Source organism: Verrucosispora sp. WMMD573 (assembly GCF_027497175.1).
Lineage (GTDB): Bacteria > Actinomycetota > Actinomycetes > Mycobacteriales > Micromonosporaceae > Micromonospora.
In genome coordinates, this window is record NZ_CP114901.1 from 4,285,116 (window position 1) to 4,309,571 (window position 24,456).

23 protein-coding genes and 1 pseudogene are annotated in these 24,456 nt (G+C 72.0%); 13 read left to right on the forward strand and 11 right to left on the reverse strand.

The window, feature by feature from the left end:
• The first annotated feature begins 58 nt into the window (after positions 1-58).
• On the forward strand, positions 59-1,039 hold the full coding sequence (locus tag O7601_RS19465) for a hypothetical protein (protein WP_281562529.1): 981 nt from the start codon (positions 59-61) through the stop codon (positions 1,037-1,039).
• Positions 1,040-1,065: 26 nt separating this feature from the next.
• Here O7601_RS19465 and O7601_RS19470 read toward each other — a convergent pair whose 3' ends face one another.
• The 4 genes and pseudogenes from O7601_RS19470 to O7601_RS19485 form a co-directional block, all read right to left on the reverse strand.
• Positions 1,066-2,058 carry an NAD(P)-dependent alcohol dehydrogenase gene (locus O7601_RS19470; RefSeq protein WP_281562530.1) on the reverse strand — a complete coding sequence of 331 codons (993 nt, stop codon included), beginning with the start codon at positions 2,056-2,058 and terminating at the stop codon, positions 1,066-1,068.
• A complete protein-coding gene (locus O7601_RS19475) occupies positions 2,055-2,249 on the reverse strand; it encodes a helix-turn-helix transcriptional regulator (RefSeq protein ID WP_348650268.1) in 195 nt (64 codons plus the stop codon). Before O7601_RS19475 ends, O7601_RS19470 begins: the two co-directional genes overlap by 4 nt.
• A 23-nt stretch (positions 2,250-2,272) precedes the next feature.
• Positions 2,273-2,701, reverse strand: a complete 429-nt coding sequence (locus O7601_RS19480) for a hypothetical protein (protein WP_281562532.1) — start codon at positions 2,699-2,701, stop codon at positions 2,273-2,275.
• Positions 2,702-2,852: 151 nt separating this feature from the next.
• Positions 2,853-3,200 (reverse strand): annotated as a pseudogene (locus tag O7601_RS19485) (serine hydrolase); the annotation flags it as partial.
• Between the two features lie 257 nt (positions 3,201-3,457).
• Here O7601_RS19485 and bla point away from each other — a divergent pair.
• Complete coding sequence (gene bla, locus O7601_RS19490; protein WP_281566972.1) at positions 3,458-4,318, forward strand: class A beta-lactamase; 861 nt, start codon at positions 3,458-3,460, stop codon at positions 4,316-4,318.
• A gap of 140 nt (positions 4,319-4,458) precedes the next feature.
• On the opposite strand, the gene O7601_RS19495 is transcribed toward bla, so the two are convergent.
• Positions 4,459-5,580 (reverse strand): hypothetical protein, encoded by a 1,122-nt coding sequence (locus O7601_RS19495; protein WP_281562533.1) that lies wholly within the window; start codon positions 5,578-5,580, stop codon positions 4,459-4,461.
• An 85-nt stretch (positions 5,581-5,665) separates the two neighbouring features.
• Positions 5,666-7,144: a glutamate--cysteine ligase gene (locus tag O7601_RS19500; protein WP_281562534.1), complete on the reverse strand. Its 1,479-nt coding sequence runs from the start codon at positions 7,142-7,144 to the stop codon at positions 5,666-5,668.
• Between the two features lie 87 nt (positions 7,145-7,231).
• On the opposite strand from O7601_RS19500, the gene O7601_RS19505 reads away from it, so the two are divergent.
• Complete coding sequence (locus O7601_RS19505) at positions 7,232-7,576, forward strand: DUF3817 domain-containing protein (protein WP_281562535.1); 345 nt, start codon at positions 7,232-7,234, stop codon at positions 7,574-7,576.
• 74 nt (positions 7,577-7,650) lie between these two features.
• Here the strand turns inward: O7601_RS19505 and O7601_RS19510 are convergent, their stop codons facing one another.
• On the reverse strand, positions 7,651-8,190 hold the full coding sequence (locus O7601_RS19510) for a hypothetical protein (RefSeq protein WP_281562536.1): 540 nt from the start codon (positions 8,188-8,190) through the stop codon (positions 7,651-7,653).
• Between the two features lie 147 nt (positions 8,191-8,337).
• Here O7601_RS19510 and O7601_RS19515 point away from each other — a divergent pair, with 147 nt between their 5' ends.
• The 4 genes from O7601_RS19515 (at position 8,338) to O7601_RS19530 (ending at position 13,248) form a co-directional block, all read left to right on the forward strand.
• Entirely contained in the window at positions 8,338-9,456 is a 1,119-nt protein-coding gene (locus tag O7601_RS19515; RefSeq protein WP_281562537.1) for a Vms1/Ankzf1 family peptidyl-tRNA hydrolase, read from the forward strand.
• Positions 9,457-9,478: 22 nt separating this feature from the next.
• Positions 9,479-10,648: a thiamine pyrophosphate-binding protein gene (locus O7601_RS19520; RefSeq protein WP_281562538.1), complete on the forward strand. Its 1,170-nt coding sequence runs from the start codon at positions 9,479-9,481 to the stop codon at positions 10,646-10,648.
• Positions 10,649-10,782: 134 nt separating this feature from the next.
• Positions 10,783-12,153, forward strand: coding sequence for a hypothetical protein (locus tag O7601_RS19525; RefSeq protein WP_281566973.1), 1,371 nt, complete (start codon positions 10,783-10,785; stop codon positions 12,151-12,153).
• 153 nt (positions 12,154-12,306) lie between these two features.
• Complete coding sequence (locus tag O7601_RS19530; protein WP_348650206.1) at positions 12,307-13,248, forward strand: SigB/SigF/SigG family RNA polymerase sigma factor; 942 nt, start codon at positions 12,307-12,309, stop codon at positions 13,246-13,248.
• 64 nt (positions 13,249-13,312) lie between these two features.
• Here the strand turns inward: O7601_RS19530 and ctaD are convergent, their stop codons facing one another.
• From ctaD to O7601_RS19545, 3 genes are all read right to left on the reverse strand, one after another.
• Positions 13,313-15,316 carry a cytochrome c oxidase subunit I gene (gene ctaD / locus O7601_RS19535; protein WP_281562540.1) on the reverse strand — a complete coding sequence of 668 codons (2,004 nt, stop codon included), beginning with the start codon at positions 15,314-15,316 and terminating at the stop codon, positions 13,313-13,315.
• 89 nt (positions 15,317-15,405) lie between these two features.
• Positions 15,406-16,134: an ATP-binding protein gene (locus O7601_RS19540; protein WP_281562541.1), complete on the reverse strand. Its 729-nt coding sequence runs from the start codon at positions 16,132-16,134 to the stop codon at positions 15,406-15,408.
• Between the two features lie 85 nt (positions 16,135-16,219).
• Positions 16,220-17,203, reverse strand: coding sequence for a glucosyl-3-phosphoglycerate synthase (locus O7601_RS19545; RefSeq protein WP_281566974.1), 984 nt, complete (start codon positions 17,201-17,203; stop codon positions 16,220-16,222).
• Positions 17,204-17,522: 319 nt separating this feature from the next.
• Here O7601_RS19545 and secA2 point away from each other — a divergent pair, with 319 nt between their 5' ends.
• From secA2 to O7601_RS19565, 4 genes are all read left to right on the forward strand, one after another.
• Positions 17,523-19,817, forward strand: coding sequence for an accessory Sec system translocase SecA2 (gene secA2, locus O7601_RS19550; RefSeq protein ID WP_281562542.1), 2,295 nt, complete (start codon positions 17,523-17,525; stop codon positions 19,815-19,817).
• Between the two features lie 190 nt (positions 19,818-20,007).
• A complete protein-coding gene (locus O7601_RS19555) occupies positions 20,008-20,748 on the forward strand; it encodes a GAF and ANTAR domain-containing protein (protein ID WP_281562543.1) in 741 nt (246 codons plus the stop codon).
• A gap of 80 nt (positions 20,749-20,828) precedes the next feature.
• The gene (locus O7601_RS19560; RefSeq protein ID WP_281562544.1) at positions 20,829-21,329 is read left to right on the forward strand and encodes a DUF2231 domain-containing protein; all 501 of its coding nucleotides are present in this window, start codon (positions 20,829-20,831) and stop codon (positions 21,327-21,329) included.
• A 105-nt stretch (positions 21,330-21,434) separates the two neighbouring features.
• Positions 21,435-22,190, forward strand: coding sequence for a class I SAM-dependent methyltransferase (locus tag O7601_RS19565; protein WP_281562545.1), 756 nt, complete (start codon positions 21,435-21,437; stop codon positions 22,188-22,190).
• A 94-nt stretch (positions 22,191-22,284) separates the two neighbouring features.
• On the opposite strand, the gene O7601_RS19570 is transcribed toward O7601_RS19565, so the two are convergent.
• On the reverse strand, positions 22,285-22,674 hold the full coding sequence (locus O7601_RS19570) for an ankyrin repeat domain-containing protein (RefSeq protein ID WP_281562546.1): 390 nt from the start codon (positions 22,672-22,674) through the stop codon (positions 22,285-22,287).
• Between the two features lie 380 nt (positions 22,675-23,054).
• Between O7601_RS19570 and O7601_RS19575 the strand changes: the two genes are divergently transcribed.
• Complete coding sequence (locus tag O7601_RS19575) at positions 23,055-23,666, forward strand: winged helix-turn-helix domain-containing protein (RefSeq protein ID WP_281562547.1); 612 nt, start codon at positions 23,055-23,057, stop codon at positions 23,664-23,666.
• 55 nt (positions 23,667-23,721) lie between these two features.
• Positions 23,722-24,363: a uridine kinase gene (locus O7601_RS19580; protein ID WP_281562548.1), complete on the forward strand. Its 642-nt coding sequence runs from the start codon at positions 23,722-23,724 to the stop codon at positions 24,361-24,363.
• Positions 24,364-24,456: the final 93 nt, after the last annotated feature.

Below are 24,456 nucleotides of genomic sequence, written 5' to 3' on the forward strand. Positions count from 1 at the left end.
CGCCCCGTTTCGGGATGGGGGGTGGCGTCGGTCTTGTTCGCTTCCCGAGGAGGACCCGTTGAGGTATCCCACCGGCCTGTCCGCCGCCGCGTCCGTGACCGTGCTCGTCGCGTCCGCGTTGACCGTCCTGCCCGCGGTCGCCGCCTCCGCCGCCCCGGCCGCGCTCGCCTACCACGCCGTCGACCTGGGCACACTGGGCGGTGCCGCCAGCGCCGCCACCGCGACGAACGACAGTGGCGCGGTCGTCGGTTGGAGCCTGACGGCCGACGGCGCCCGGCACGCGTTCGTCTGGCGCAACGGGGTGATGACCGACCTGGGCGTGTTGCCGGGGCACCTGGAGTCCACCGCTGTCGACATCAATGAGCGCGGCGAGGTGGTCGGCACCTCGACCGGCCCTGAGCTGATCACCCGGGCCGTGCTCTGGCGAAATGGCCAGATGATCGACCTGGGGACCCTCGGCGGCGACTACAGCGAGGCGGTCGCCGTCAACGACCGAGGGCAGGTGCTCGGCCTGAGCAACCCGGCCACCGACATCCCGCACCGGGTCGTTTGGCGGGACGGTGCGATCACCGACCTGGGCCGGCAGGACTTCTACGAGCTGACCACCGGGTTCAACAACCGGGGCGACGTGGTGGGCACCTTCAACGTCCCGCCGTACGACTACCCGTGCACCTGTGTGGGTGGCCGGTTGCGGGACGGCGTCCTCACCCCTGTCGGCGACCAGGCGACGGCGATCAACAACCTCGGCGACGTGGTCGGCGTCGACGGTGGCCGGGCCTTCCGCTGGCGTGCCGGGGTGCTGGCCGACCTGGGCACGTTGGGCGGCGCGACGAGCCGGGCGACCGCCGTGAACGACCTGGGAGTGGTCCTCGGCAGCGCCGACACCGCCGCCGGTGTCCGACGGCCCGTCCTGTGGTGGGTCGGGCGCACCGTCGACCTGACCGCCCTTGGGCTGGGTGCCACGGACGTGGTCAATGACCTCGACTCCCGGAATCGCCTGGTGGGGAGCCGGGCCGGGCGCGCCACGCTTTTTCGATAGCGCGCCCGCCGAGCGACGGTGACCGGCTATGTTTCCGGCGCGGAGATGGTGATGACGAGCTTGCCGGCCGGGCGCCCGTCGGTGAAGTGGCGCAGCGCGTCCGCCGTCTCCGCGAGCGGATAGCTGCGCTCGACCGGCGGGGTGAGCGCACCGGATTCGATCAGGTCGCGCAACTCGTCGAGATCCTCTATGCGCTCCGAGGCGCTGACGGCGCGCAGCCGGTGGCCGACGACCGTCGACAACAGCGGCGCTCCGAACATCTGCCGGCCGTAGCCGCCGAGCAGCGCACCCCGGGTCCAGTCGCCACCGACCAGAGCCAGCGTCCCGTGTGGGGTGAGCGCGCGTCGTAGCAACGACAGCGGACGGTTGCCGCCGGTGTCGATGACCACGTCGTACACCGGGCCGTCCCGGTCGATCTCCTCGCGGGTGTAATTGAGCACGTCGTCGGCACCGAGGGCGCGAACGAGATCGGACTTCGTCGGGGCGCAGACGCCGGTGACCGTCGCACCGTACGCCTTGGCGATCTGCACAGCCTGGGAACCGACGCCGCCGGAAGCGCCGATGACCAGCACTCGGTGGCCGGGCCGGACCCGTCCGGTGTCGCGGACCGCGCGTAGGGCGGTCATTCCGGAGACGGGTACGGCGGCGGCCTGGGCGAAGGTCAGGTTCGTGGGCTTGTGGGCCACCCGCCGCTCGTGGGTGGCCGCGAACTCGGCGTACGATCCGCGCAGGCAGGTGCCGTACACCTCGTCGCCGGGCCGGAACCGGGTCACCCTGGTGCCGACCTCGGCCACCACGCCGGCCACGTCCCGGCCGAGGACCGGTACCCGGGGTCGGCGCAGCCCGGCGGCGAGTCGGACCAGGTAGGGGCGTCCGGCCAGGAAGATCAGCACTCCCGGGTCGACACCGGCGGCGCGGACCCGCACCAGCACCTCCCGATTCCCGACGCCGGGACGGTCGATGTCGCGGAGCCGCAGCGCGGACGGCGGGCCGTAGCGGTCGTACACGATGGCCTTCACGGTGCCTCCTCGGGGTACTGGAACACGTCGTCGAGCCGTACACCGAACACGTTGGCGATCCGGAAGGCCATCTCCAGCGAGGGGGAGTAGCGGCCCTGCTCGATGGCGATGACGGTCTGCCGCGTCACCCCGAGTCGTTCGGCCAGCTCGGCCTGGGTCATCTCGTTCCGGCCAAAACGCAGCGCCCGGATGTTGTTGGTGACGCGGGTCGGCTTCACCACTGCGGCACGCCCCTGCGGTAGACGATCACCTTCGCCAGTGAGCCGACCACCGCCGACAGCACGAAGCACAGGTAGATCACGTTGGCGATCCAGAACCAGTGCCACTGCGCCAGCGCCATGAGCATCGCCGACACCGCCCCGATCACCACGAACGCCTGCCCGACGTGGTCGCCCAACCGCCCGATCTCCCGGTCGCGGACGTCGCTGACCCGCGAGGCGCGCGGGTTCACCACGCCGATCCCGATCTCGAGGAGCATGCTGGCGGCGATGGCACCGCCAACGGTCCAGAGCAGCACGCCGGCATACGGCGTCGCGGACAGTCGCCCGTCGCCGACCCGGCTCAGGACCACGGCCACGTAGACGGCATAGCCGACCGCGCTGACCACCAGCATGATCCAGGCCCGCTTCTCCTGGTGCGTCACGACGACTCCTCGATGTAAAGAATCATTGACATCATGAGAGTAAGGCGTCTTTGACATCATGTCCAGAAAGTTTTACATCGGGTGTCGCATGGAGGCTGCCGGCGGGCGAGCGGAGCGGGGTCGCCGGGTGGTCGCGATCTGTCAGCTGGGGTCAGCGTCGGGCGGCGCGCAGCGCGTCGTGCAGCTCCCGCGCCACCTGCGCCAGCGCCGCCTCGGCCTGCGGCTGCACGGCCGCCGGCACCATCGACTCGCTCAGCGCGGCCACGGCGTACGCCTGCCCGTCGGCGTGTTCCACCACGCCGACCTCGTGCCGCAGGTTGAGCAGCGTGCCGGTCTTCGACCACCAGCGGGAGCTGTCGGAGCTGAAGTCCGGGGCGAGCCGTTGTCGTAGCAGGTTGTCACCCATCAGCTCGCGCACCCGGGCGGCCACCGTGGCCGGTATCCGCGACGGGCGCCACAGCGCGTGCAGCAGCTCGACGAAGGCCCGGGCCGAGCCGGAGGCGCCGACGGTGAAGCTGCCGTGGGTGCCGACCGACACGAAGGCCCGGCAGGCCGCCACCAGATCCACGCCGGCAGTCTATGCCGATTCGGCATCGGTACCGTCGTCGGTGTCTTCGACAGCATGGGACGGCGCTGCGAACCTGGGTGCCGGTTGCCCGGACGAGGTCCGGTAGACCGGTTGATCTAGGGAAGGACCCAGCTGTGACCAGTACCAACCGCCGTACCCGTGCCGTCGCGCTCGCGCTGACACTCGGCCTGCTCGCCGGTTGCTCCGCCGGCACCCCGTCTGCGCCGACGCCGACGCCGACAGCGTCGATCCCGACGGCGTCCGCCGCGCCGGTCACCGTCGACTTCGCCCCGCTGGAACGGGAGTTCGTCGCCCGGCTCGGCGTGTACGCGATCGACACCGGCAGCGGCAGCACCGTCACACACCGGGCCGACGAGCGTTTCGCGTACGCCTCGACCTTCAAGGCCCTCGCCGCCGGCGCGGTGCTCGCCGCGACCTCGGACGCGGAGCTGGACCGGGTCGTCAGCTACTCCCGTGACGACCTGGTCACCTACTCGCCGATCACGGAACGGCACGTCGACACCGGCCTGTCGCTGCGCGCGATCGCCGACGCGGCGGTGCGCCACAGCGACAACACCGCCGGGAACCTGCTACTCAGACAGCTCGGCGGCCCCGCCGGCTTCAAGCAGGCGCTGCGGGAGGTAGGCGACGAGGTGACCGAGCCGGTGCGCTGGGAGACCGAACTCAACGCGTACGTCCCGGGTGATCCCCGCGACACCAGTACGCCCCGCGCCCTGGCCACCACGCTGCGGGCGTACGCGGTCGACGACGCCCTCACCCCGGACGATCGTGACCTGCTGGTCGACTGGCTCAAGCGCAACACCACAGGCGACAAGACGATCCGGGCCGGCGTGCCCGAGGGCTGGGCGGTGGGTGACAAGACCGGTTCGGCCGACCACGGCACCCGAAACGACATCGCGGTCATCTGGCCGCCGGACCGGGCACCGATCGTGCTGGCGGTGCTCTCCGATCGGGCCGAGCCCGACGCCGAGCGCGACGACGCCCTGCTCGCCCGGGCCACCGAGCTCACCCTCGACGCGCTGAGCTGAGCCGGCCCTCGAAACCGGGACCGGCCACCGGGCGACGATGACGGTCGTTTCTGGTGGCCGGGCCCGGTCGGTGGCCGGGTCCGTGTGTGGCCGGTCCCGCTCGCGCCGACCGTTGGCTCGGTGGCCGGACCGGGCGACCGTCAGGGGGTCGGGACCGTGACAGGGCCGGTCAGGTCGAAGTTGGCGGTGACCGGGGTGTGCCCGATCCGCACCGGCTGTGCCTCGGACACCTGCCCGGCGTTCGGGAACCAGCGGCTGGGCACGAACGTGCAGTCGCACCGCAGCAGCACCCGCTGCCCCGGCAGCAACCGCAGCGTGTAGTCGGCGCCGACGTCGATCACGCCCACCATGTCGCCGGTGCGTGCGTGGAAGGCGATCACCTGGGAGTAGTTCGGCATCTCGTCGACGGTGATGGTTCCGCTGACCACGGTGCCCGCGACGAGCTGCTGGTTGCTGGTGACTGTCGTGCCGGACCGGACCCGTACGGTGTCGGCCTTCCTGCGGTCGGCCACCCCGCCGGACCACTGGCTGGCCAGGAAGTAGCCGGTGTAGTACAGCGGCCAGCGGTACGGGCCGAGGCCGGTGACGGTGTAGCGGCCGTCCTCATCGGTCATGGGGCCGTAGTCGCCGTACTTGGGATGCGGGACCACCGGCAGGGTCAGGACGTATCCACCGTAGACCGGGGTGCCGTCCGCCGCGCGGGTGACCCGACCGGTGACGGTGCCCGGTGGGTCGAACCGGACCGTCGGGGCGGTTACCGTCTTGCCCGGCCGCATCCGGATGGTCACCCCGCGCTCCCGCTGCCCGGTGCCGCCGTGCCGACCGACCCACTGCATGCCGTACTGCGCGTTGTCGTAGGGCTCGGCGAGCAGGTGATAGTGGCCAGGTGGCACGTTGCTGGCGAGCACGTCGCCACCGTCGACGCCGGTGCAGCCGCCGTGCCGGCCGTCCTGCGCCTCGCCCTGGAATACGACGGTGAGCTGGTCGCGGTCGACGGGGACCAGGGACACGCACCCTCGTACGGCGGCCCCGGTGGCTCGGTCGCGCAAGGTGGTTCGTACCTCGCCCGGAGTGGTGTCGACAGTGGTCCGACCGGCTTCCTCCCGGTACGACGCGACGGCGAACGTGGACGTGGACGGCGCGGCGGTGGTGGCGTGCGGGGCCGCGGACCGGGCGAGCCCTGGGCTCGCGGCGGCGGGCAGCAGGCTGACAACGAGCAGGGCGACGGTGAGTGGGATGGCGTGACGTGATGACCGCGGCATCGGCGGGATCCTCTCCACCCGGCGGACGAAATGCACTCACGGTAGCGGTTGCGACGGAATCGTCACGCGTTGTGTCGGGAGGTGGTCACGGGATCGGCCACTCGTGGACCGGGCGGTTGCTGTGCATCAGCTCCACGTAGTGCCGGACCACCTGGCGCAGGGCGTCCGGCCGGTCCAGCTGGTCGGTCGACTCCAGCCGGTGCAGCGTCGCCACCTGCCAGGTGGCGCCGTTGCGGCCGGTCAGGCAGCGTTGCTCGATGATGCCGAGCAGCCGGTCCCGCTCGTCCGGCTCGACACCCCAACGGTCCAGACCATGGTGAGCCAGCGGCAGCAGGCGGCGCAGCACCAACTCGGCGGCCGGCAGATAACCCAGACCGGGCCAGAAGACGTGGGCGTCGATGCCGTGCCGGGCGCAGGTGTTGAAGTTCTCCTCGGCGGCGCTGAACGACATCTGCGACCACAGCGGCCGGTCGGCCTCGGCGAGCGCCCGGACCAGTCCGAAGTAGAACGCCCCGTTGGCGATGGTGTCCAGCACGGTCGGCCCGGCCGGCAGGACCCGGTTCTCCACCCGCAGGTGCGGCCGGCCCCGCAGCACGTCGTAGACCGGCCGGTTCCACCGGTAGATGGTGCCGTTGTGCAGCCGTAACTCGGCGAGGGTCGGTACCCCGCCGGCGGCGAGCGTCTCGGACGGATCCTCCGGATCGCAGACCGGCAGCAGCGCCGGAAAGAAGCGCACGTTCTCCTCGAACAGGTCGAACACCGAGGTGATCCAGCGCTCGCCGAACCAGACCCGGGGGCGTACGCCCTGGGTCTTGATCTCTTCGGGGCGGGTGTCGGTGGCCTGCTGGAACAGCGGGATCCGGGTCTCCCGCCACAGCTCACGGCCGAAGAACAGCGGCGAGTTCGCGCCGAGTGCCACCTGGATCCCGGCGATGGCCTGGGCGGCGTTCCAGTAGTCGGCGAACTGGCCGGGCCCGACCTGAAGGTGGAACTGGGTGCTGGTGCACGCCGCCTCCGGCGTGATCGTGTCGGCGGTGACCGCCAGCCGCTCCACCCCGTTGATGGCGATCCGGAGATCCTCACCCCGGGCGGCGAAGATCTGCTCGTTGAGCAGCGCGTAACGGGGATTGGCCGACAGGGTGGCGGCGGTCAGGTGCTCCGGCAGTACGGTCGGCAGAATGCCGATCATCACCAGCTGCGCGCCGACGGTGCGGGCCCGCTGGTCGGCCGAGTTCAGGGCGGCGCGGACGTGCTCCTCGAACTCGGCGGTGCCGGTGCCGGCCAGCCGTCGCGGCGCGACGTTGATCTCGACGTTGAACTGGCCGAGTTCGGTCTGGAAGCTCGGGTCGGCCACCGCCCGCAACACGTCGGCGTTGCGCATCGCCGGCATCGAGTCGGCGTCGACCAGGTTGAGCTCGATCTCCAACCCGGTCATCGGCCGGTCGACGTCGAACCGGGACTCGCGCAGCATCTCGGCGAAGACGTCGAGACAGCGGCGTACCTTGTCCCGGTAGCGAGCCCGATCCTGGCGGCTGAACGTCTTTACGCCGACTTCCTCGCCCATAGGTCACCACCCTGTCACCGCTGGTACCCCAAACGTCGCACGTCCATGCCACCTGCGGAAGTCGGGACCGGTCGCGTGGTCCGTAGCATGACCGTCGTGCGTGACAAGGTGACCCGACTGTTCGTGGTGGCGGCGATCGCGGAGGCGATCTCCTGGGCTGGGCTGCTGGCCGGGATGCTGGTCAAGTACGGCCCGCCCGGCAACGAGCTGGGGGTGCAGGTCTTCGGGCCGATCCACGGCGCGCTCTTCGTCGTCTACGGGGTGCTGGTGCTGGCGGTGGCCCGGGTGCACCGGTGGAGCCTGCTGGCCACGCTAGTGGCATTGGCCTGCGCGGTGCCGCCGTTCGCCACCGTGGTCTTCGAGCGCTGGGCGCGGCGTCGGGGGATGCTCGACGTCAGCGAGCCGGCACCGCAGCCCGCTCCCGTCGGCTGAACCCGAGACGCCTGACCCCGGGACGCCTGAACCCGGTGGCCGACCCGCGCCGTCGGCCTTGCCGGGCAGCCGCCTCAGGTGACCGCCGTGCAGGCGGCCACCGTGGCGAGGACCAGCACGCCCAGCATCGCCTGGAGCAGCAGCGGAGGCCCCAGGTGCGACCACATGGTGGCCGTACGTGGCCGGAGCAGCTGCCCCGTGGTGAGGTTGACGATCCGTTCGATCTTCGGTGCCAGGTCGGGATCACCCTGGTCCCGCAGGGTCAGTTGGACGTGGTCGGCCGGATGCAGGGCGCTCTGCGGCAGATGCCCGTGCAACTCCACCTCGTATAGCCGGCCGCCGGCATCCCGCAGGCGCACCGGGGTGACCAGGTACTCGGGGCCCTTCTTCAGCTCCTTGAAGCTGCGCCGGCCCGTCCCCGAACCAGCCGAGAGCAGGGCTCGTACCAGCTTGGCCAACAGGCCCGCCACGCTGGCTGCGGCCAGCACCACCACCAGCACCGGCTGCCCCACCCGCACCTCTCGGGGGTAGCCGTCCATCAGGCGCACGATCTGCGCGGTGAGGATCCGCCCGGTGGGGTGCAGGCTGCGCCGGGAATACGATGTCGCGTCCATTCCACCACCCAGAGTCCGCTTATGCATACGGATCGTATCGATCCTCGAGGTTGAACGACGTGAATGAAAACCGGTCACGCGGTTGCCGGCAGGTGACAACCACGCTGACGCGGGTAAGCGGTGGGCCGAGCTGGAAAGGGGTCGAGCATGCAGCTGTCCTTCCTGCGCCCGCTGTACCAGCGTCCGGGTCCGTGGTGCTCGGTTTACCTGGACGCCTCCCTGGACACCGAGGACGCGCACGCGGCACTCGATCTGCGGTGGCGTGGCCTGCAACGGCAACTGGCCGAGCAGGGGGCGGACGAGCCGACGATCGCCGCCATCGAGCGGGTGGTCCGGGGACACGACCCGATGCCCGGTGACTACGGCTTGGCCGTGTTCGGTGCCCACGGACAGGTGGTGCTCTCCGAGTACCTGTCCGCCCCGCCACGACGGGATCTGGCCGCGTACGCCCCGCTGCCGCACGTGATGCCGCTGCTGGCGCAGCGCGGCGAACAGGTGGCGTGGGTGCGGGTACTGGCCGACCGCACCGGCGCCGACGCGATGTCGGTAAGCGCCGGCGGAGTGCCGCGCCGGGCACACGTCGTGGGCCGGGAGAGCTACCAGATACGTCGGGTCCAGCCCGGCGGCTGGTCCCAGTCGCGCTACCAGCGGGCCGCGATGGAGGCATGGCATCACAACGCCGGTGACGTCACCGCCGCGACCGTGGAGCTGGCCGAGCGGGTGGGTGCCGAGGTGGTGGTGGTGGCCGGCGACGTCCGCGCCACCGGCATGATCGCCGCCCAGATGCCGGATCGCTGGCAGGACCTGGTGGTACGCACCGACGCCGGTTCCCGGGCCGGCGGTGCCGACCAAACCCTGCTGGACGACCTGACCGTGCAGACCATCGCCGAGGTGGCCGACCAGCGGGTGAACGCGGCGCTCGACCGCTTCGGCACGCAGGAGGACGTCGGCGCCGGGCTGGACGCGGTGGTGGCCGCGTTGCAGCGCAACCAGGTCGACACGATGTTGATCGTCGACGACCCGTCGGCCGACGGCCAGCTCTGGATCGGCCCGGCGGCCACCGACATCGCCACCGAGCCGGATCAACTGGCCGCGGTCGCCGAACCGGAGCGGGTGCGGGCCGACGCGGCGCTGGTGCGTGCCCTGGTGGGCACCGACGCCGAGCTGACCGTCCTCGGTGCCGACGAGGCGCCCGACCTGGTGGACGGGGTGGGCGCGGTGCTGCGCTACGTCGACCCGGTCACCCCCGGACGGGGCGGTGCCTGACCCGCACGGATCTCCGCCGGCCTTGGCGCGGCGCGACGAGATCCGGCAGACCAGCAGCGTCGCTGACGCGGTGGTCGACCGGCTGCTGGCCTGGCGGATTCCGCGGGTCTTCGGCCATCCGGAGGCGGCCGTCGCGGCACTGGTCGAGGCGCTCGACGCCACCGGGGACGACCCGGAGTTCGTACCCGTGCGGAACGCGGAGTGCGCCGCGGTCATGGCGGCCGGGCACGCCCGGTTCACCGGGGGGCCGGGCGTCTGCCTGGCGGCCGGCGGGATAGCCGCCGCGGGCCTGCTCGCGGGCCTCGACGCCGCCCGGGGAGCCGGCCTGCCGGTGCTCGCCGTCGTCGCCGAGCCCGGCGTCGTCGCGTCCGAGGCCGCCCGGGTCATCCACCGACAGCTCGCCGAGGTGTGCCACCGCCTCCGGTATGTCGCCGAGCCGGCGCGGGCACCGGAGCTGGTGGACGAGGCGCTGCGCGCCGCGACGCGCGCCCGTGGCCCGGTGGGCCTGGTGGTGCCGCACTCGGTGGCGCACGGCGCGATGCGGGTAGCGGAGCCCGGCCCCGGCATCGACGTCCGGCTGGTGCTCGACGAGCTGTCCAGCCGGCTGCCCCCGAACAGCGTGGTGACCGTCGATGGCACCGGGCCGAGTGTCGGGTTCGCCAACCCGTTGGGTTCGCCGGCCGAGGTTGTCATCGGACCGGCCGGGCTGCCCGGGGGCGCGCTGCCGTACGCTCTCGCGGCGAAAGTGGCCGCGCCCGACCGGCCGATGATCGCTCTGGTCACCGACGACGGGATGCGCTCGCACGGGCTGTCCGAGCTGGTCACCATCGCGCGACGGCGCTCGACGTGGCCCGACCCGCGTCTGGTGGTGCTGGTGCGCAACACCCGGTCCGGTCATCCCCGGCACCTGGACCCGGCCGGGCCGGTCACCGACGACGTCCCGTACGCCGGCTGGGCCCGGCTGCTCGGCCTGCACGGGGTGCGCGTAGACCGGCCGGAGCTGCTCGGCCCGGCCTGGGACGAGGCCCTGACCGCCGACCGCCCGTACGTGCTGGAGGTGGTCACGCACGCCCTGACCCTCGCCTGGTGCAACCGGCAGGGATGCGACAACATCGGGGATTTTGCTGCCCCGAGCGACGGCGAGAAAGCAACATCCCCGATGTTGCTGGGCGGCAACGGTGCGATTCGCTGATTGATGCCGTCTGGTGGGGGAATGGTCTGTTTAAGCCGCATCGTGGCGGGAAGCCGGGCCGCGTGGTGAGCGATCGAGGCAAGGTGGGGCCGGTGCGCAAGGTGCGCCCCGGACTGACGGCGGCCGGGGCCGGCATGGCCGGTGACCGGGTCGTCGCGACCGGCAGCACCGCCCGGATCCTGCTCGCGGCCACCGCCCGCGCCTTGCGTGGCAGCGACTGCGCCGACCTCGGGCACGCCGGACCGGTGTCCCGTTTCGCCGGTACGCCCGAGCCGGTGCGGCGGGCGGCGGCGATCCGCTCCGCCGGCCGGATCGCCCTCACCGCCGGGCAGGCCGCCGAGGTCGACGCGGAGCGGGTCGCCCGGTGGTTCGTCGACCAGTACCCGCGGCGCCGGTATCCAGGGGTGCTGCTGGGCTCCCCGCACGGTGGCGTCGCGCATCTGGCCGTGGCGCTGGGCATGCCCTGGCTGCCCGCCGGGTTCGAGATGATCGCGCACTGGCCGCAGGGCGCGGTGGACCGGCCCCGCGCCGCCCTGGACCACGGCGCGGCGCTCGCCGGGCGGCTGCTCGCCGGCAACCCGGACCTGCATGTCCGGCAGGTGCACTGCCCGGCCAGCCGAGGCGCGTTGGCCGGGGCGACGGTGGCGCTGACCGGCCGCTGGCGGGCGCTACCGGCGGCGTACCGCGGCTTCCTGACCGACCGGCTGGCGCCCGGCGCGCCGGTGCTGGTGCTGCGGGACACCCGGACCTGGCCGGTGGTCGACGCCGCCGACGGGCACAGCTTCCAACTCGGCTGCCCGGCCAGCGGCCTGGACCCGGTGGACTTCCATCCCGACAGCCACGCGCTGCGGCAGGTGCTGCGCTCGGCCGGCGGCGACAGCGCGCACTGGGAACCGCCGGAGATCTCCGCCCCGCCGGCCGCCGCCGAACACGGCGTGGAGTCCGGTTTCGATCAGGGTGTACGGGACTGGACCTCCCGGCACGGACATCCGCTGCACCAGGTCCTGGTGCCCACGCCGGAGGCGCTCAGCGCGGCCACCGCCGACCTGTACCGGCGCTGGCTGCGGGCCGCCGGCAAGACCGGTGACCGCCTGGTGGTCGAGTGCGGGCGGCTGCTCGACCCGTGGCAGGTGCTCCGGGCCGGGCTGGTGCCGTACTGGTGCGAGAACGCCACCCGGCGCAGCGTCGAGCAGGTGGAGTGGTGGCTGGCCGGCAGCGAGTCGTTCACCTCGGTCGACGTGCTGCCGGAGCCACCCGGCGTACGCTCACCGGCGTTGGCCGGGCTGCCGCAGTGGCTGGCGGTCGCCGGCTTCGGCCGGCGGCGGCGGGCCCTGGACCGCACCTCGGCGCGCGGCTACCCGGTCACCTCGGTGCCCACCCGCAGGGCCACCGAGGTGCTCCGCGCCCAGCCCTACGACCTGCCCAATCCAGGGCCGCTGACGACCGGCGAGGCCCTGGCCGCGCTGCGCGACGGCGGGCGCCACCACGGCCTGCTGATCTGTTGAGACCGGGCTGACGAAACATCCTCGCGAACCCGTGATCCCGTGATTGAGTACCTACGGAGCGGGAACACCGCCGGCTGCGACAGGCTGATCACCTTGCGTGGCGCGGCGCCGTCGCCCGCTGGCATCCCAGTCACGTAACCCAGTCACAGGCCCGTGCGTGCCTACGCGCGTGCCCGGTGTCGGCGAATCCGGGCGGGGTCCTTCCCGAGGGAGGCGCGGATGTTCGGACAGACCACCACAAGCACACCACCACCCACCGATCGTGGGCTGGAGGATCTCGACGCCGCGGCGCTGGCGTACGCGGCGCGGATCGAAGGGCTACCGCCGGAGCGTCGCCAGGAGGCCCGTGACGACCTGGTCCGGTTCGCGTTGCCGTTCGCGGGCCGGTTGGCCCGCCGCTACCGGGGGCGTGGGGAACCGTTGGAGGATCTGGAACAGGTGGCCCGCCTGGGGCTGGTCAACGCCGTCGACCGGTACGACCCGGAACGGGGTTCCTTCACCGCGTACGCGGCAATCACCATCGTGGGTGAGATCAAGCGGCATTTCCGGGATCGCACCTGGGGTGTGCATGTGCCCCGCCGGCTACGTGACCTGATCCTGGAGGTCGGACAGGCGACGGCGGCGCTGACCAGTGAGCTGTCCCGGGCACCGACGGTGGCCGAACTGTCGAAGCGGCTGGAGACGCCGGAGGAGGAGATCCTCGCCGCGTTGGAGTCGGCGGCCGGCTACAGCCCCGCGTCGCTGAACGCGCCGGTCGGCGGGGAGAGTTCGGCGGAGTTCGGCGACCTGGTCGGCGAGTCGGACATCGCGCTGGAGTCGGTCGACGACCGGGTGACCGTCAGCGGGCTGCTGCACCGGCTGCCCTGGCGGGAGCGGCGGATCCTGGCCATGCGGTTCTACGGCAATCAGACCCAGGCCGAGATCGCGGCCCGCTTCGGCATCTCCCAGATGCACGTGTCCCGGTTGCTGTCGCGGGCGCTGACCTGGCTGCGCCAGGCGATGCTCGCCGACGCGCCGCCACCGTGGCAGAACGGGTCTGCGGAGTCCGAGCCGGCCAACCAGCCGCGCGCCGCGGCTCCGGTGCGCGGACGCTGACCGACCACCCGCGACGTCGTCGGGGCGGCACCCGGTGGGTGCCGCCCCGACCGGTACGCGTCGGTCAGTTCTGCGGGGTGTCACCGCGCCCACGCGGATGCCGCCAGCGGTCGTTGGGTTGCGGGTCGCGCTGCGCGCCCAGCGGGTTCTCCTCCGGTTCGTCGGTCTCCTCGAAGCTCGGCCGGCGTACCTGCTCCGGCTCCGGCACGTCGACCGGTCGGGCGCCGGACTGCGGCGCGGGTTGGTACGCCTCCGCCTCGCGTGCGCCGTGGGCGCCCTCGGCGGCCGGCGACTCGGGCGGGTGCGCCTCCCGGTGGATCTCGTCGCGGAACTCCTGCGGCGGCCGGGTGGTCCGCTGTGGCAGATCGCGGCCCAGATCGGAGACGAGCTCGCCGTACTTGGCGTCGAACGCGGGTCGTTCCGAACGGATCCGGGGCATCCGGTCGAAGTTGCGCAGCGGTGGCGGGCAGGTGGTGGCCCACTCCAGGGAGTTGCCGAAGCCCCAGGGGTCGTCCACGGTCACCTCGGCGCCGTAGCGCCAGGACTTCCAGGCGTTCCAGATGAAGAACAGGGTGGACGCGCCGAGCACGAAGGCGAAGATGCTGGAGATGGTGTTCAGGGTGGTGAACCCGTCGGTGGGCAGGTAGTCGGCGTACCGGCGCGGCATGCCCTCGTTGCCGAGCCAGTGGTGCACCAGGAAGGTGCCGTGGAAGCCGATGAACATGGTCCAGAAGTGCAGCTTGCCGAGCCGCTCGTCGAGCAGCCGCCCGGTCATCTTCGGCCACCAGAAGTAGAAGCCGGCGAAGAGCGCGAAGACCACCGTGCCGAAGACCACGTAGTGGAAGTGGGCGACCACGAAGTAGCTGTCGTGGGTGTGCCAGTCGGCCGGCGGGCTGGCCAGCAGCACGCCGGTCAACCCGCCGAGCAGGAAGGTCACCAGGAAGCCGATGGCGAACAGCATCGGTGTCTCGAAGGTGAGCTGTCCCTTCCACATGGTGCCGATCCAGTTGAAGAACTTCACCCCGGTCGGCACCGCGATCAGGTAGCTCAGGATGCTGAAGAACGGCAGCAGCACCTGGCCGGTGGCGAACATGTGGTGCGCCCAGACCGTCATCGACAGCACGGTGATCGCGATGGTGGCCAGCACCAGACCGGTGTAGCCGAAGATCGGCTTACGGGAGAAGACCGGGATGACCTCGGTGATGATGCCGAAGAACGGCAGCGCGATGATGTAGACCTCGGGGTGGCCGAAGAACCAGAACAGGTGCTGCCACAGCATCGGTCCGGCGGTGTCGGGGTTGAACACCTGCGCGTCGAGCAGCCGGTCGGCGCTGAGCGCCAGCAGCGCGGCGGCCAGCAGCGGGAAGACCAGGATCACCAGCACGCTGGTGAACAGCATGTTCCAGGTGAAGATCGGCATCCGGAACATGGTCATGCCCGGCGCGCGCAGGGTCAGGATCGTGGTGATCAGGTTGACCGCGCCGAGGATGGTGCCAAGCCCGGAGACCACCAGGCCGATCACCCACATGTTCGCCCCGACGCCGGGGGAGTGCTCGACGGTGCTCAGCGGCGTGTACGCGGTCCAGCCGAAGTCGGCCGAGCCGCCGGGGGTCAGGAAGCCGCCGACCACCATCAGCCCGCCGAAGAGGTAGAGCCAGTAGGCCAGCGCGTTGAGTCGGGGGAACGACACGTCCGGGGCGCCGATCTGGATCGGCACGATGTAGTTGGCGAAACCGAACGCCGCGGGGGTGGCGAACAGCAGCAGCATCACCGCGCCGTGCGAGGTGAAGAGCTGGTTGTACTGCTCCGGGGCGAGAAACTGTAGACCGGGCCGGGCCAGCTCGGCGCGGATCACCATGGCCTCGATCCCGGCCAGCACGAAGAAGCCGAACGAGGTCAGCAGGTACAGCAGGCCGATCTGCTTGTGGTCGGTGGTGGCCAGGAACCTGACCAGCTTTCCGCCCGGAAGCGGCCTGCGCAGCGGTCCGGGGTAGCCGCCGAAGCGGGCCGGGGCGAGGATCGCCGGGCCCCGGTCCTGTCCGGGTTCGGTGGTTACCCGCTTGGGCATGAGCACTCACCCTGGGTCGACGACGGATAAGGACGGGCGTGGCTACCCACCCCGTCGACCATGTAACCAGGCGAGAGCGGTAATTTCGGTCAATTCGCCGGTAGCGTGGCCCAGACGGCCTTTCCGTCGCCGGCCGGGGCACTGCCCCAGCGATCGGCCAGCTCGCGTACCAGCATCAGCCCCCGGCCGCCCTCGTCGCGCTGCCCGGCCGCGCTGGGCCGGGCCGCCGCGCTGCTGCCGTCGATCACGGCCAGGTGCAGCCAGGGCCGGCGCAGGGTCACCGTGACCTGCATCGGGGTACCCGCGTGCCGGACCACGTTGCCGACCAGCTCGCTGAGGACCACCGAGGCCGGGCCGGCCGCCTCGGGCAGGTTCCACCGGGCGCAGGCGTCGACCACCAGTTCCCGGGCCCGCCGACAGGCCGCCGCCACCGGGTCCAGGCGCAGCCGCAGCCGGGTCACGGCGGATGCGCCGGCGAACCGGCTCGCCTCGTCGCAGCTGTCCCGCATCGGCACCACCCGGCAGGCCGTGGAGCCGGTCAGCAGGGCGGCGGCTTCCGGATGTGGCGCGCAGAGCACCAGCGGCACCACCGGCCAGTCCGCGGCGCGACGCGCCACGGCGGCGAAGACGGCCACCGCCAGCCGCTCCCGCACGGTCAGCTCGGTCAGGTCGACCACCAGCGCGTCGGGCTGCCGGGCAAGACACTGCTCCAGGTGCGCGTACACCTCACGCATCGAGATCATGTCGAGGGTGCCGGCCAGGCGTACGACGGTGATCTGTGCTCCGTCGTGCACCTGGCAGGTGATCCGGCTCGCCATTTCCACCCTCGTCTCGGCGGTCTCGCAGAGACTGGCAGGTACCCGGCCCTCCACCGGGTGAAACGCCGCCGTGGGGCCGGACACGTCATGCCGCGGCTACCTGTCGTCGCGGCAGCTGGTGCTGCAACTCCGCCAGCGGGGGCCGCTCCTCCACGGCGACGTCGCTGACCACGATCTCCCGGTCCAGGTTCGGCAGCGCGTCCGAGCCGCCGCGGCGGAACTGGGTCAGCAGGGCGGTGGGCAGCATGTCCGAATTCGCCCAGCCCCGGCGCTGCAAGCGCGACCAGGCGGTGAGCATGATCTGGGCGGACATCCGGCCCAGCGCGGCGGTGTCCTGGTGCCGGTGCTTACGCTCGCCGAGATCCACCTGGGCCAGCGCGTCCAACCCGACGAGTTCGAGCAGGTCGATCAGCATGGCGGTCTCGACGCCGTAGCCGGAGACGAACGGCACCCGCGACAGCACCTCCCGGCGGCCGGCGTACTCACCGGCGAGGGGCTGCACGAACCCGGCCAGTTCCGGCCAGAACAGGTTCAGCATCGGCCGGGCCATCAGCTCCGTCACCCGGCCGCCGCCGTCGGCCTCCACCCCGCTGCTGCTGACCAGGGGCCGGTGGTAGAAGCCCTTGACGAAGTCGACCGACGGGTCGGTCAGCAACGGACCGAGCAGCCCGGTGACGAAGTGCGGCCGGAACTCGCGCAGGTCGGCGTCGACGAAGGCGACCACGTCGCCCTCCGCCGCGGCCAGGCCGGCCCAGAGGGCGTCTCCCTTGCCGGTCAGCCGGGGCAGCCCACGGGTCATCGCGTCCTGGCCGACCACCTCGGCGCCGGCGGCCCGGGCCACCGCGGCGGTGCGGTCGGTGGACCGCGAGTCGACCACGATCAGCTCGTCGACAAGCGACACCCGGTCCATCAGGTGCTCGCGGATGGTCGCCACGATCGCCCCGACAGTGGCTTCCTCGTTACGCGCCGGCAGCACCACGCTGACCCGGCTGTCACCCTTGGCCCGCAGGAGTCGTCGGGTCGGCCAGTCGGCCGCCGAGGTGGTTCGATAGGTGGCCCAGGCCTCCACCACCGGCGAGACCAGAGATTCGTTCTTGCGCACAGGCACCCCCTCGTCGGCGGGAAGACCGGGAAATGGATTTCCCAGCACCCCGCACGCTAACCGGATCGGTCCCCCAGCTTGATCACAAGCGTGCTCCGTCCACGTTCCCGGCTGATGAACCTCTGATTGCGCCTCGTCGGCCATCCCAATTTTCGCGATCCTGCACTTCTGGTCGGTTTGATGCCTGCGGTGTCCCTTATGTCGAGACGGAAAGTGCAAGATCTGTGAGGTTTCGGGGGGCGGGCGGGACGTTCAAGATCGGTCTGGTCGCGTACCGTTGCGGCTCATGGGTGTGTCGCAACGGTTGAAGACCAGGTTTCGTCGGTTCCTCCAGCGCCCGGGGACCACGGTCGATCTGGCCCCGCTGGAGAAGCTGCTGCCGGTCATCGAGGCCCGCGAGGAGGAGATCTCGGCGTTCGACGACGCCGAACTCACCGAGGCGGCGACCGCGGCGTCGAGCTACGAGGAGATCTGTGCGCTCGGCCGCGAGGCGGCCCGCCGCGGCATCGACCAGCGTCCGTACGATGTCCAGCTGCTGGGCGCCATGTCGCTGCTCTCCGGCAAGGTCGCCGAGATGGCCACCGGTGAGGGTAAGACGCTCACCGCGGCGATCGCCGCGTACGGGCACGTCCGGCTGGGCAACGGGCCGGTGCACGTGCTGACCGTCAACGACTACCTGGCCCGCCGCGACGCCCAGTGGATGGAGCCGATCTACACCCTGCTCGGGCTCACCGTCGGCTGGGTCAACGAGGCGTCCACCCCGATCGAGCGGCGGGCCGCGTACGCCTGCGACGTCACCTACGTCTCGGTGAGCGAGGCCGGCTTCGACTTTCTCCGCGACCAGCTCGTCACCGACATCGAGGACCGGGTGCAGCGCCCGCTGCGTACCGCGATCGTCGACGAGGCCGACTCGATCCTGATCGACGAGGCCCGGGTGCCGATGGTGCTCGCCGGCTCGGTGCCCGGCGAGCAGGACCCGGTCCACGCCGCCGCGGCGCTGGTGCGCGGTCTGCGCAAGGGCAGGCACTACACGGTGGCCGAGGACGGCCGGAGCGTCGCCTTCACCGCCACCGGTCTGGCCGCCGTCGAGGCCAAGCTCGGCATCGACCTGTACGACGAGGAGAACGTGGAGCAGCTCTCCGCGGTCAACGTGGCGCTGCACGCGCACGCCCTGCTGCACCGGGACGTGGACTACATCGTCCGGGACAACACGGTCGAGCTGATCGACGAGATGCGGGGGCGGGTCGCCCAGCGCCGCCGCTGGCCCGACGGGCTCCAGGCGGCGGTCGAGGCCAAGGAGGGGCTGGACGCCACGGCCGAGGGCGAGGTGCTGGGCACCATCGCCGTGCAGGCGTACGTCGGGCTCTACCCGGTGGTCTGCGGGATGACCGCCACCGCGGTGCTCGTCGGCGACCAGTTGCGGGAGTTCTTCGGCCTGGAGGTCGCGGTGATCCCGCCGAACACCCCGTGCGTGCGGGTCGACGAGCCGGACCGCATCTACGCCACCCGGGCGGAGAAGGAGGAGGCGCTGGTCGACGAGATCCGGCGCTGCCACGCCGACGGGCGCCCGGTGCTGGTCGGCACGCTGGACGTCAAGGAGTCCGAGCAGCTGGCGGCCGGGCTCAACGCCGCCGGGGTGCCGTGCGTGGTGCTCAACGCGAAGAACGACGACGAGGAAGCGGCGATCATCGCCGAAGCCGGCGCGTACGGCGCGGTCACCGTCTCCACCCAGATGGCCGGCCGGGGTGTGGACATCCGCCTCGGCGGCAGCGACCAGGCCGACCGGGAGCGGGTGGCCGAGCTCGGCGGTCTCTACGTCATCGGCAGTGGCCGGCACGACAGCCGCCGCGTCGACGACCAGCTGCGTGGCCGGGCCGGTCGTCAGGGTGACCCCGGTGGCTCGGTCTTCTACGTCAGCCTGGAGGACGACCTGGTCGTCCGCCACGCCGGTGACACCGTGCCGCCGTCACCCCGGATGAACGCCGACGGCCTGGTCACCGACCCGCAGGTGGACTACGCCGTCGAGCATGCCCAGCGGGTCGCGGAGGGGGTCAACCACGAGATCCACCGCAACACCTGGCGCTACAGCGTGGTCATCGAGCAGCAGCGCAAGGCCCTCGCCGAGCGGCGGGAGCGGCTGCTCACCAGCGATGTCGCGGCCCTGATGCTGCTGGACAAGATGCCGGAGAAGGCCGGCGAGATGGACGAGGACCTGCTGGCCCAGGTGGCCCGGTCGATCGCCCTCTACCACCTCGACCGGCTGTGGGCGTCGCACCTGGCCGAGCTGTCGGAGGTCCGCGAGGGCGTGCACCTGCGGGCCCTGGGACGACTCGATCCGCTCGACGAGTTCCACCGGGCCGCGGTACCGGCCTTCACCGAGCTGGTGCCGGCGATCGAGGCGCGTACGCTCGCGACCTTCGCCGAGACCGAGTTCGACGAGGACTGGGAGCCCGACGCGGCGGAACTGGTCCGCCCGAGCGCCACCTGGACGTACCTGGTGCACGACAACCCGTTCGGCTCCGAGCTGGACCGGCTGATCGCCTCGGTCGGGCGGCGGCTCAGCGGGGCCGGCTCCCGCTGAGTAGTCCGGTCCGGCCCACCCCTGCCGGCGGCACCCGTACCCTGGGAGGGGCCCCGGTATGCGCCGCTTCGACCGTTGTGGGCGCGGGTAGTAGGGCGATCGTGATGTCCAGGGCGGCTCCGGCACGGGGGGCCCAGTCGAGGAGGATACGGGTGACGACGCTGACCGGGCGTACGGGAGCCGCGGGCTCGTGAACCTGGAGACGCGTACCCCGCTGGCGGAGACGCTCGGCGTGTTGGAGACGGCTGCCCTGCTGCGGGAGTTGACCGCGGGGCTGATCGCCGTGGACGACTTCGACGCGGCGCTGTCCGCGCTGGTCCGGATCACCCGGGATGCCCTCGGCGGCATCGCCTGGTGCGGGTTCACCGCCCTGCGGGCCGGCGAGCCGGCCGGCGTGGCCGCCTCCGACTCCCGGCTCAGCGGCCTGGACGACCTGCGGTACGGTCCGGACACCCCGGCGATGGAGGCGATCCGCCGCCGGGAGATGGTCGGCGCGGAGGAACTGGACATCGAAACGCGCTGGCCGGACTGGACACCGCAGGCCCGCGAACTGGGCGTACGCGGGGTCATCTCGGCCCCCGTCGACATCGACGAGCAGGTGATCGGCGCGGTCAACCTGTACGCCGCCCAGCCCGACGCGCTGACCCCCGGCCACCAGCTGACCGCGATGCTGCTGGCCGAGCACGCCGGCCTGCTGCTGGCGGCCGTGCGCGACCGGGAGAAGCGCGCCGCGCTGATCGGACAGCAGGACAGCGCGCTGCTCAACGACGGCGTGATCGGTCAGGCGGTCGGCGTCATCATGACCCAGCGCGGCTGCCCCGCCGAGGACGCCCTCGACGTGCTGCGCAGCGCGGCATCGTCGCTGTCGATCCCGCTTCGGGAGGTGGCGGAGCGGCTCGTCAGCACGGTCTCGCGGCCCCGGGACAACTGACCGGGGCGTGTCGTTTCGCCCGGGTGGCGCCCGGGTAGCACCCTGGACTGATGGACCGAACCTAATCCAGGGGGACCACGATGCAGAGCCGGCTGCGGGTGCAGGGACACCCCATCCAACCGATGCTGGTGACCTTTCCGTACGGGCTCTTCGTCTGTGCCGTCATCTTCGACCTCGCCGACGTGGCCGGCGGCCCGGTCTTCCTCGGCGAGGTCGGCTATTGGACGGCGGTGGCCGCGCTGGTGACGGCGGCGTTGACCGCGGTGGCCGGGATGGTGGACCTGTGGGACGTACCGCCCGACCGGACTCGCCGCACGGCGATCAGCTTCAACGTCGTCAACGCCGGAATGGCCGGGCTGTTCCTGCTCTCCTGCCTGGTTCGGGCGGACGCGACGAACCGCGGTGCCACCCCGGCGCTGCTGGTCGTCGAAGTGCTCGGCCTGGCCGTCGGTGGGGTGGGCGTCCACCTCGGCGCGCGGCTGATGCGCCATTTCGACACCACCCGGCCCGAGACGACAAGCGTCGAGCTCGTGCGCGGCGTGGACGGCCCCACCGTCGAGGTCGTACGCCCGCGTCCGTAGCCGTCCGGGTGCTGCTGCGCCCGACGGTGTCGGCGGCCGACGCTGCGTCGGGGCGCGTCGGATAACGCGTTGCCGGAGCCGTCCCGGCCGGACACCCTGACACCCGTGCCGGCAGAGACGAGCTTCGAGGATCTGATCGCCGAGGGCGTCGCCGCCCCGGTCGACGGGTGGGCGTTCGACTGGCTCGCCGGGCGGGCCACCGAGGAACGCCCACCCTGGGGTTACGCGCGGCTGGTCGCGGCGCGGATGGCGCGCGCCCACGCGGCGTTGGACATCGACACCGGCGGGGGAGAGGTGCTGGCCGAGGTGCCCCACCCACCACCGCTGCTGGTCGCGACCGAGGCGTGGCCGCCGAACGTACCGGTGGCGCGGGCCAACCTGGCACCACTCGGGGCGAGCGTGGTGGCGGTGCACGCCGACGCGCCGCTGCCGTTCGGTGACGCCACCTTCGACCTGGTGGTCAGCCGGCATCCGGTACGCACCGACTGGCCCGAGGTGGCCCGGGTGCTGCGCCGGGGCGGCACGTTCCTGTCCCAGCAGATCGGCCCGGGAACCGTACGCGAACTCAGCGAGGCGATCCTCGGCCCGCTGCCGCCGCCGGCGCACCGTCATCCGGAACACGCCGTGGCCGCCGCCCAGGCGGCCGGTCTGACCGTGGTGGACCTGCGTGAGGCGACGTTGCGGACGGTCTTCCACGACGTCGGTGCGGTGGTCTGGTTCCTGCGCAAGGTGATCTGGACCGTGCCCGACTTCACCGTGGCGGCGCACCGACCCGCGCTGCGGCGTCTGCACGATCGGATCCGCGCCGAGGGTCCCTTCGTCGCCCATGCCCGCCGCTTCCTCGTCGAGGCCAGAGCATAGCCAGCGCCCGCCCAGCCGGGCCGCCGGTGCGGCAGGTGCCGCGCGGGCACCACGTGCGCCTCGGCGGCTCGGGCGAGACCTCGAACCGTGGAACCTAGGCGCGGAGGAGGGCGAGCATCTCAGGCAGGTCGAAGAATTCGGCCGTGGCCACCGCCGAGGGGTTGCCGCCCTCGGGGTCGGCGCCCGCGCCGAGCAGTGCGCGTACCGCCTCGGTGTTGCTGCGGAACACCGCCGCGGCCAGCGCCGTCTGGCCCCGGTCGTTGGCGCGGGAGTGATCGGCGCCGCGGTCGAGCAGCGCACGCACCGTCTCGGGGTGGGCGTGGTACGCCGCCAGGATCAGCAGGCTGTCACCCTTCTGGTTGGTCAGGTTGACCGGTAGCCCCGCGTCGACGTACCCGGCGAGTTCCGTGGTCGCGCCATCACGCGCCAGGTCGAACATCCGGTGCGCGAATTCCAGGGTCTCGGTGTCGAGTTCGTCGCTCACCGGTCCAGGTTAGTCGCCGCCGTCGCACCGGTCGCGACCGCCAGCCGAGCAACGTGCTGGAGTGGCGACTGGACCCCGGGTGTCCCGTCCGCGTGACGGTCGCGGTGTGGGAGCGCGAACAGCCGACGTCACGCCGGGTACGGACATCCCGTCCCGAAGGCCGCGAACGGCGTGGACCACCCCCCGTATCAGGTCAACTTGGCGACTCTGCTGTAATCATCTGGCCTCGTACGCAGAGCGAGCGGACGGCTCCGATGTGTCGGTCAATTGTCACATTCATGCAACGCAGCCGCCCCTTGACCCTCGCACGGGCGCCGGGAAGCATCGATAAGGCGGCGTCCCGGGGCCGTGGGGAATACCCGGACCAGCCAAGGAGGACCATGTCGGTCAGCCCCGCTTCGTCGCGCGCCGGATGGCATACGTCCCAACCCGCGGTGCCCGGTCGACCCCCCGGCGGCCAGCGTCGTCCCGCCAACACCGCCGCGCCAGTCCTGACGGTCACCCTGTCCATCCCGCTGGCGTGTGAGGAGTCGCTGACGCCGGCCGCGCGGCGGCTGCTCGACGCGGCGCGGGAGATGCTGGAGCGAGGCGAGGGCACCATCACCACCGTCGGTCCGGTGGTGCCGGAACGCCGTGGCGAGACCGTGCCGGCGGGTCGTGCGCCGTCGCGACAGCTCGCGCCCGCCATTCCCGCCCTGCACATCCTGGCGTCCTCCCGGTCGGTGCTGCGTGACGGCGAGCCGTTGCCGCTGACCCGGCTGGAGTTCGATCTGCTGCTGCACCTGGTCGCCAATCCCCGCCGGGTCTTCACCCGGCTCCAGTTGCTCAACGCCGTATGGGGTTACGAGCACGCCGGCGTACGCACGGTCGACGTGCACGTTCGCCGGCTACGCGGCAAGGTCGGCGTGGACGTTCCGTTGGTCACCACCGTCTACGGCGTCGGTTACCGGTTGGCCGACGACGCCCGGGTCACCCTCGACCGCGCCGGCTGACCGCGTCGCGCCGGCCTGGCCCGGCTCGCTGCGGCCCAGCGGGCACCATGGTTGGATGCGCGTACGTCCCATCTCCCCGCCGCTCCTGGTCAGCGAGCTGACCGAGCGGCTGGCCGGCGCGATGTCGACCGGACGGCTGCGGGTCGCGGTGGACGGTGCGCCGGCCGCCCGCCCCGAGCACCTGGCCGACGCCCTTGTCGATCCACTGCGCGCCCTCGGCCACCCGGCGCTGCACGTGCGGACCGAGGACTTCCTGCGCCCCGCCTCGCTGCGTCTGGAACGGGGCCGGACCAACCCGGATTCGTACTACGAGAGTTGGGTGGACGAGGCCGGTCTGCGGCGGGAGGTGCTGGACCCGGCGGGGCCGGACGGGCCCGGGAGGGTGCTGCCCTCGCTCTGGGACGCCCGGACGGACCGGGCCAGCCGGGCCGCCTACGTCGACCTGCCGCCCGGCGGGGTGGTACTGGTCAGCGGCGCGTTCCTGCTCGGCGGCGGGCTGGCCTTCGACGTCGTCGTACACCTGGAGATGTCGGCCGCCGCGCTGCGCCGGCGCACCGACACCGACCTGGTCTGGACCCTGCCGGCGTTCGACAGGTACGCCGCCGAGGTCGACCCGGCCAGCTTCGCCGACGTGGTGGTCCGGGTCGACGACCCGCGTCGCCCGGCTCTGGTGGAATCCGTCGACGGGCCGGTTTGAGTCGTCGAAAGCGAGGGTAAACGCGGGGCTCACAGCGTCCGGGTGCGATGGCTTGGGCGGTATGGCCGGGTGTGGACCGACCCGCCCGCGGAG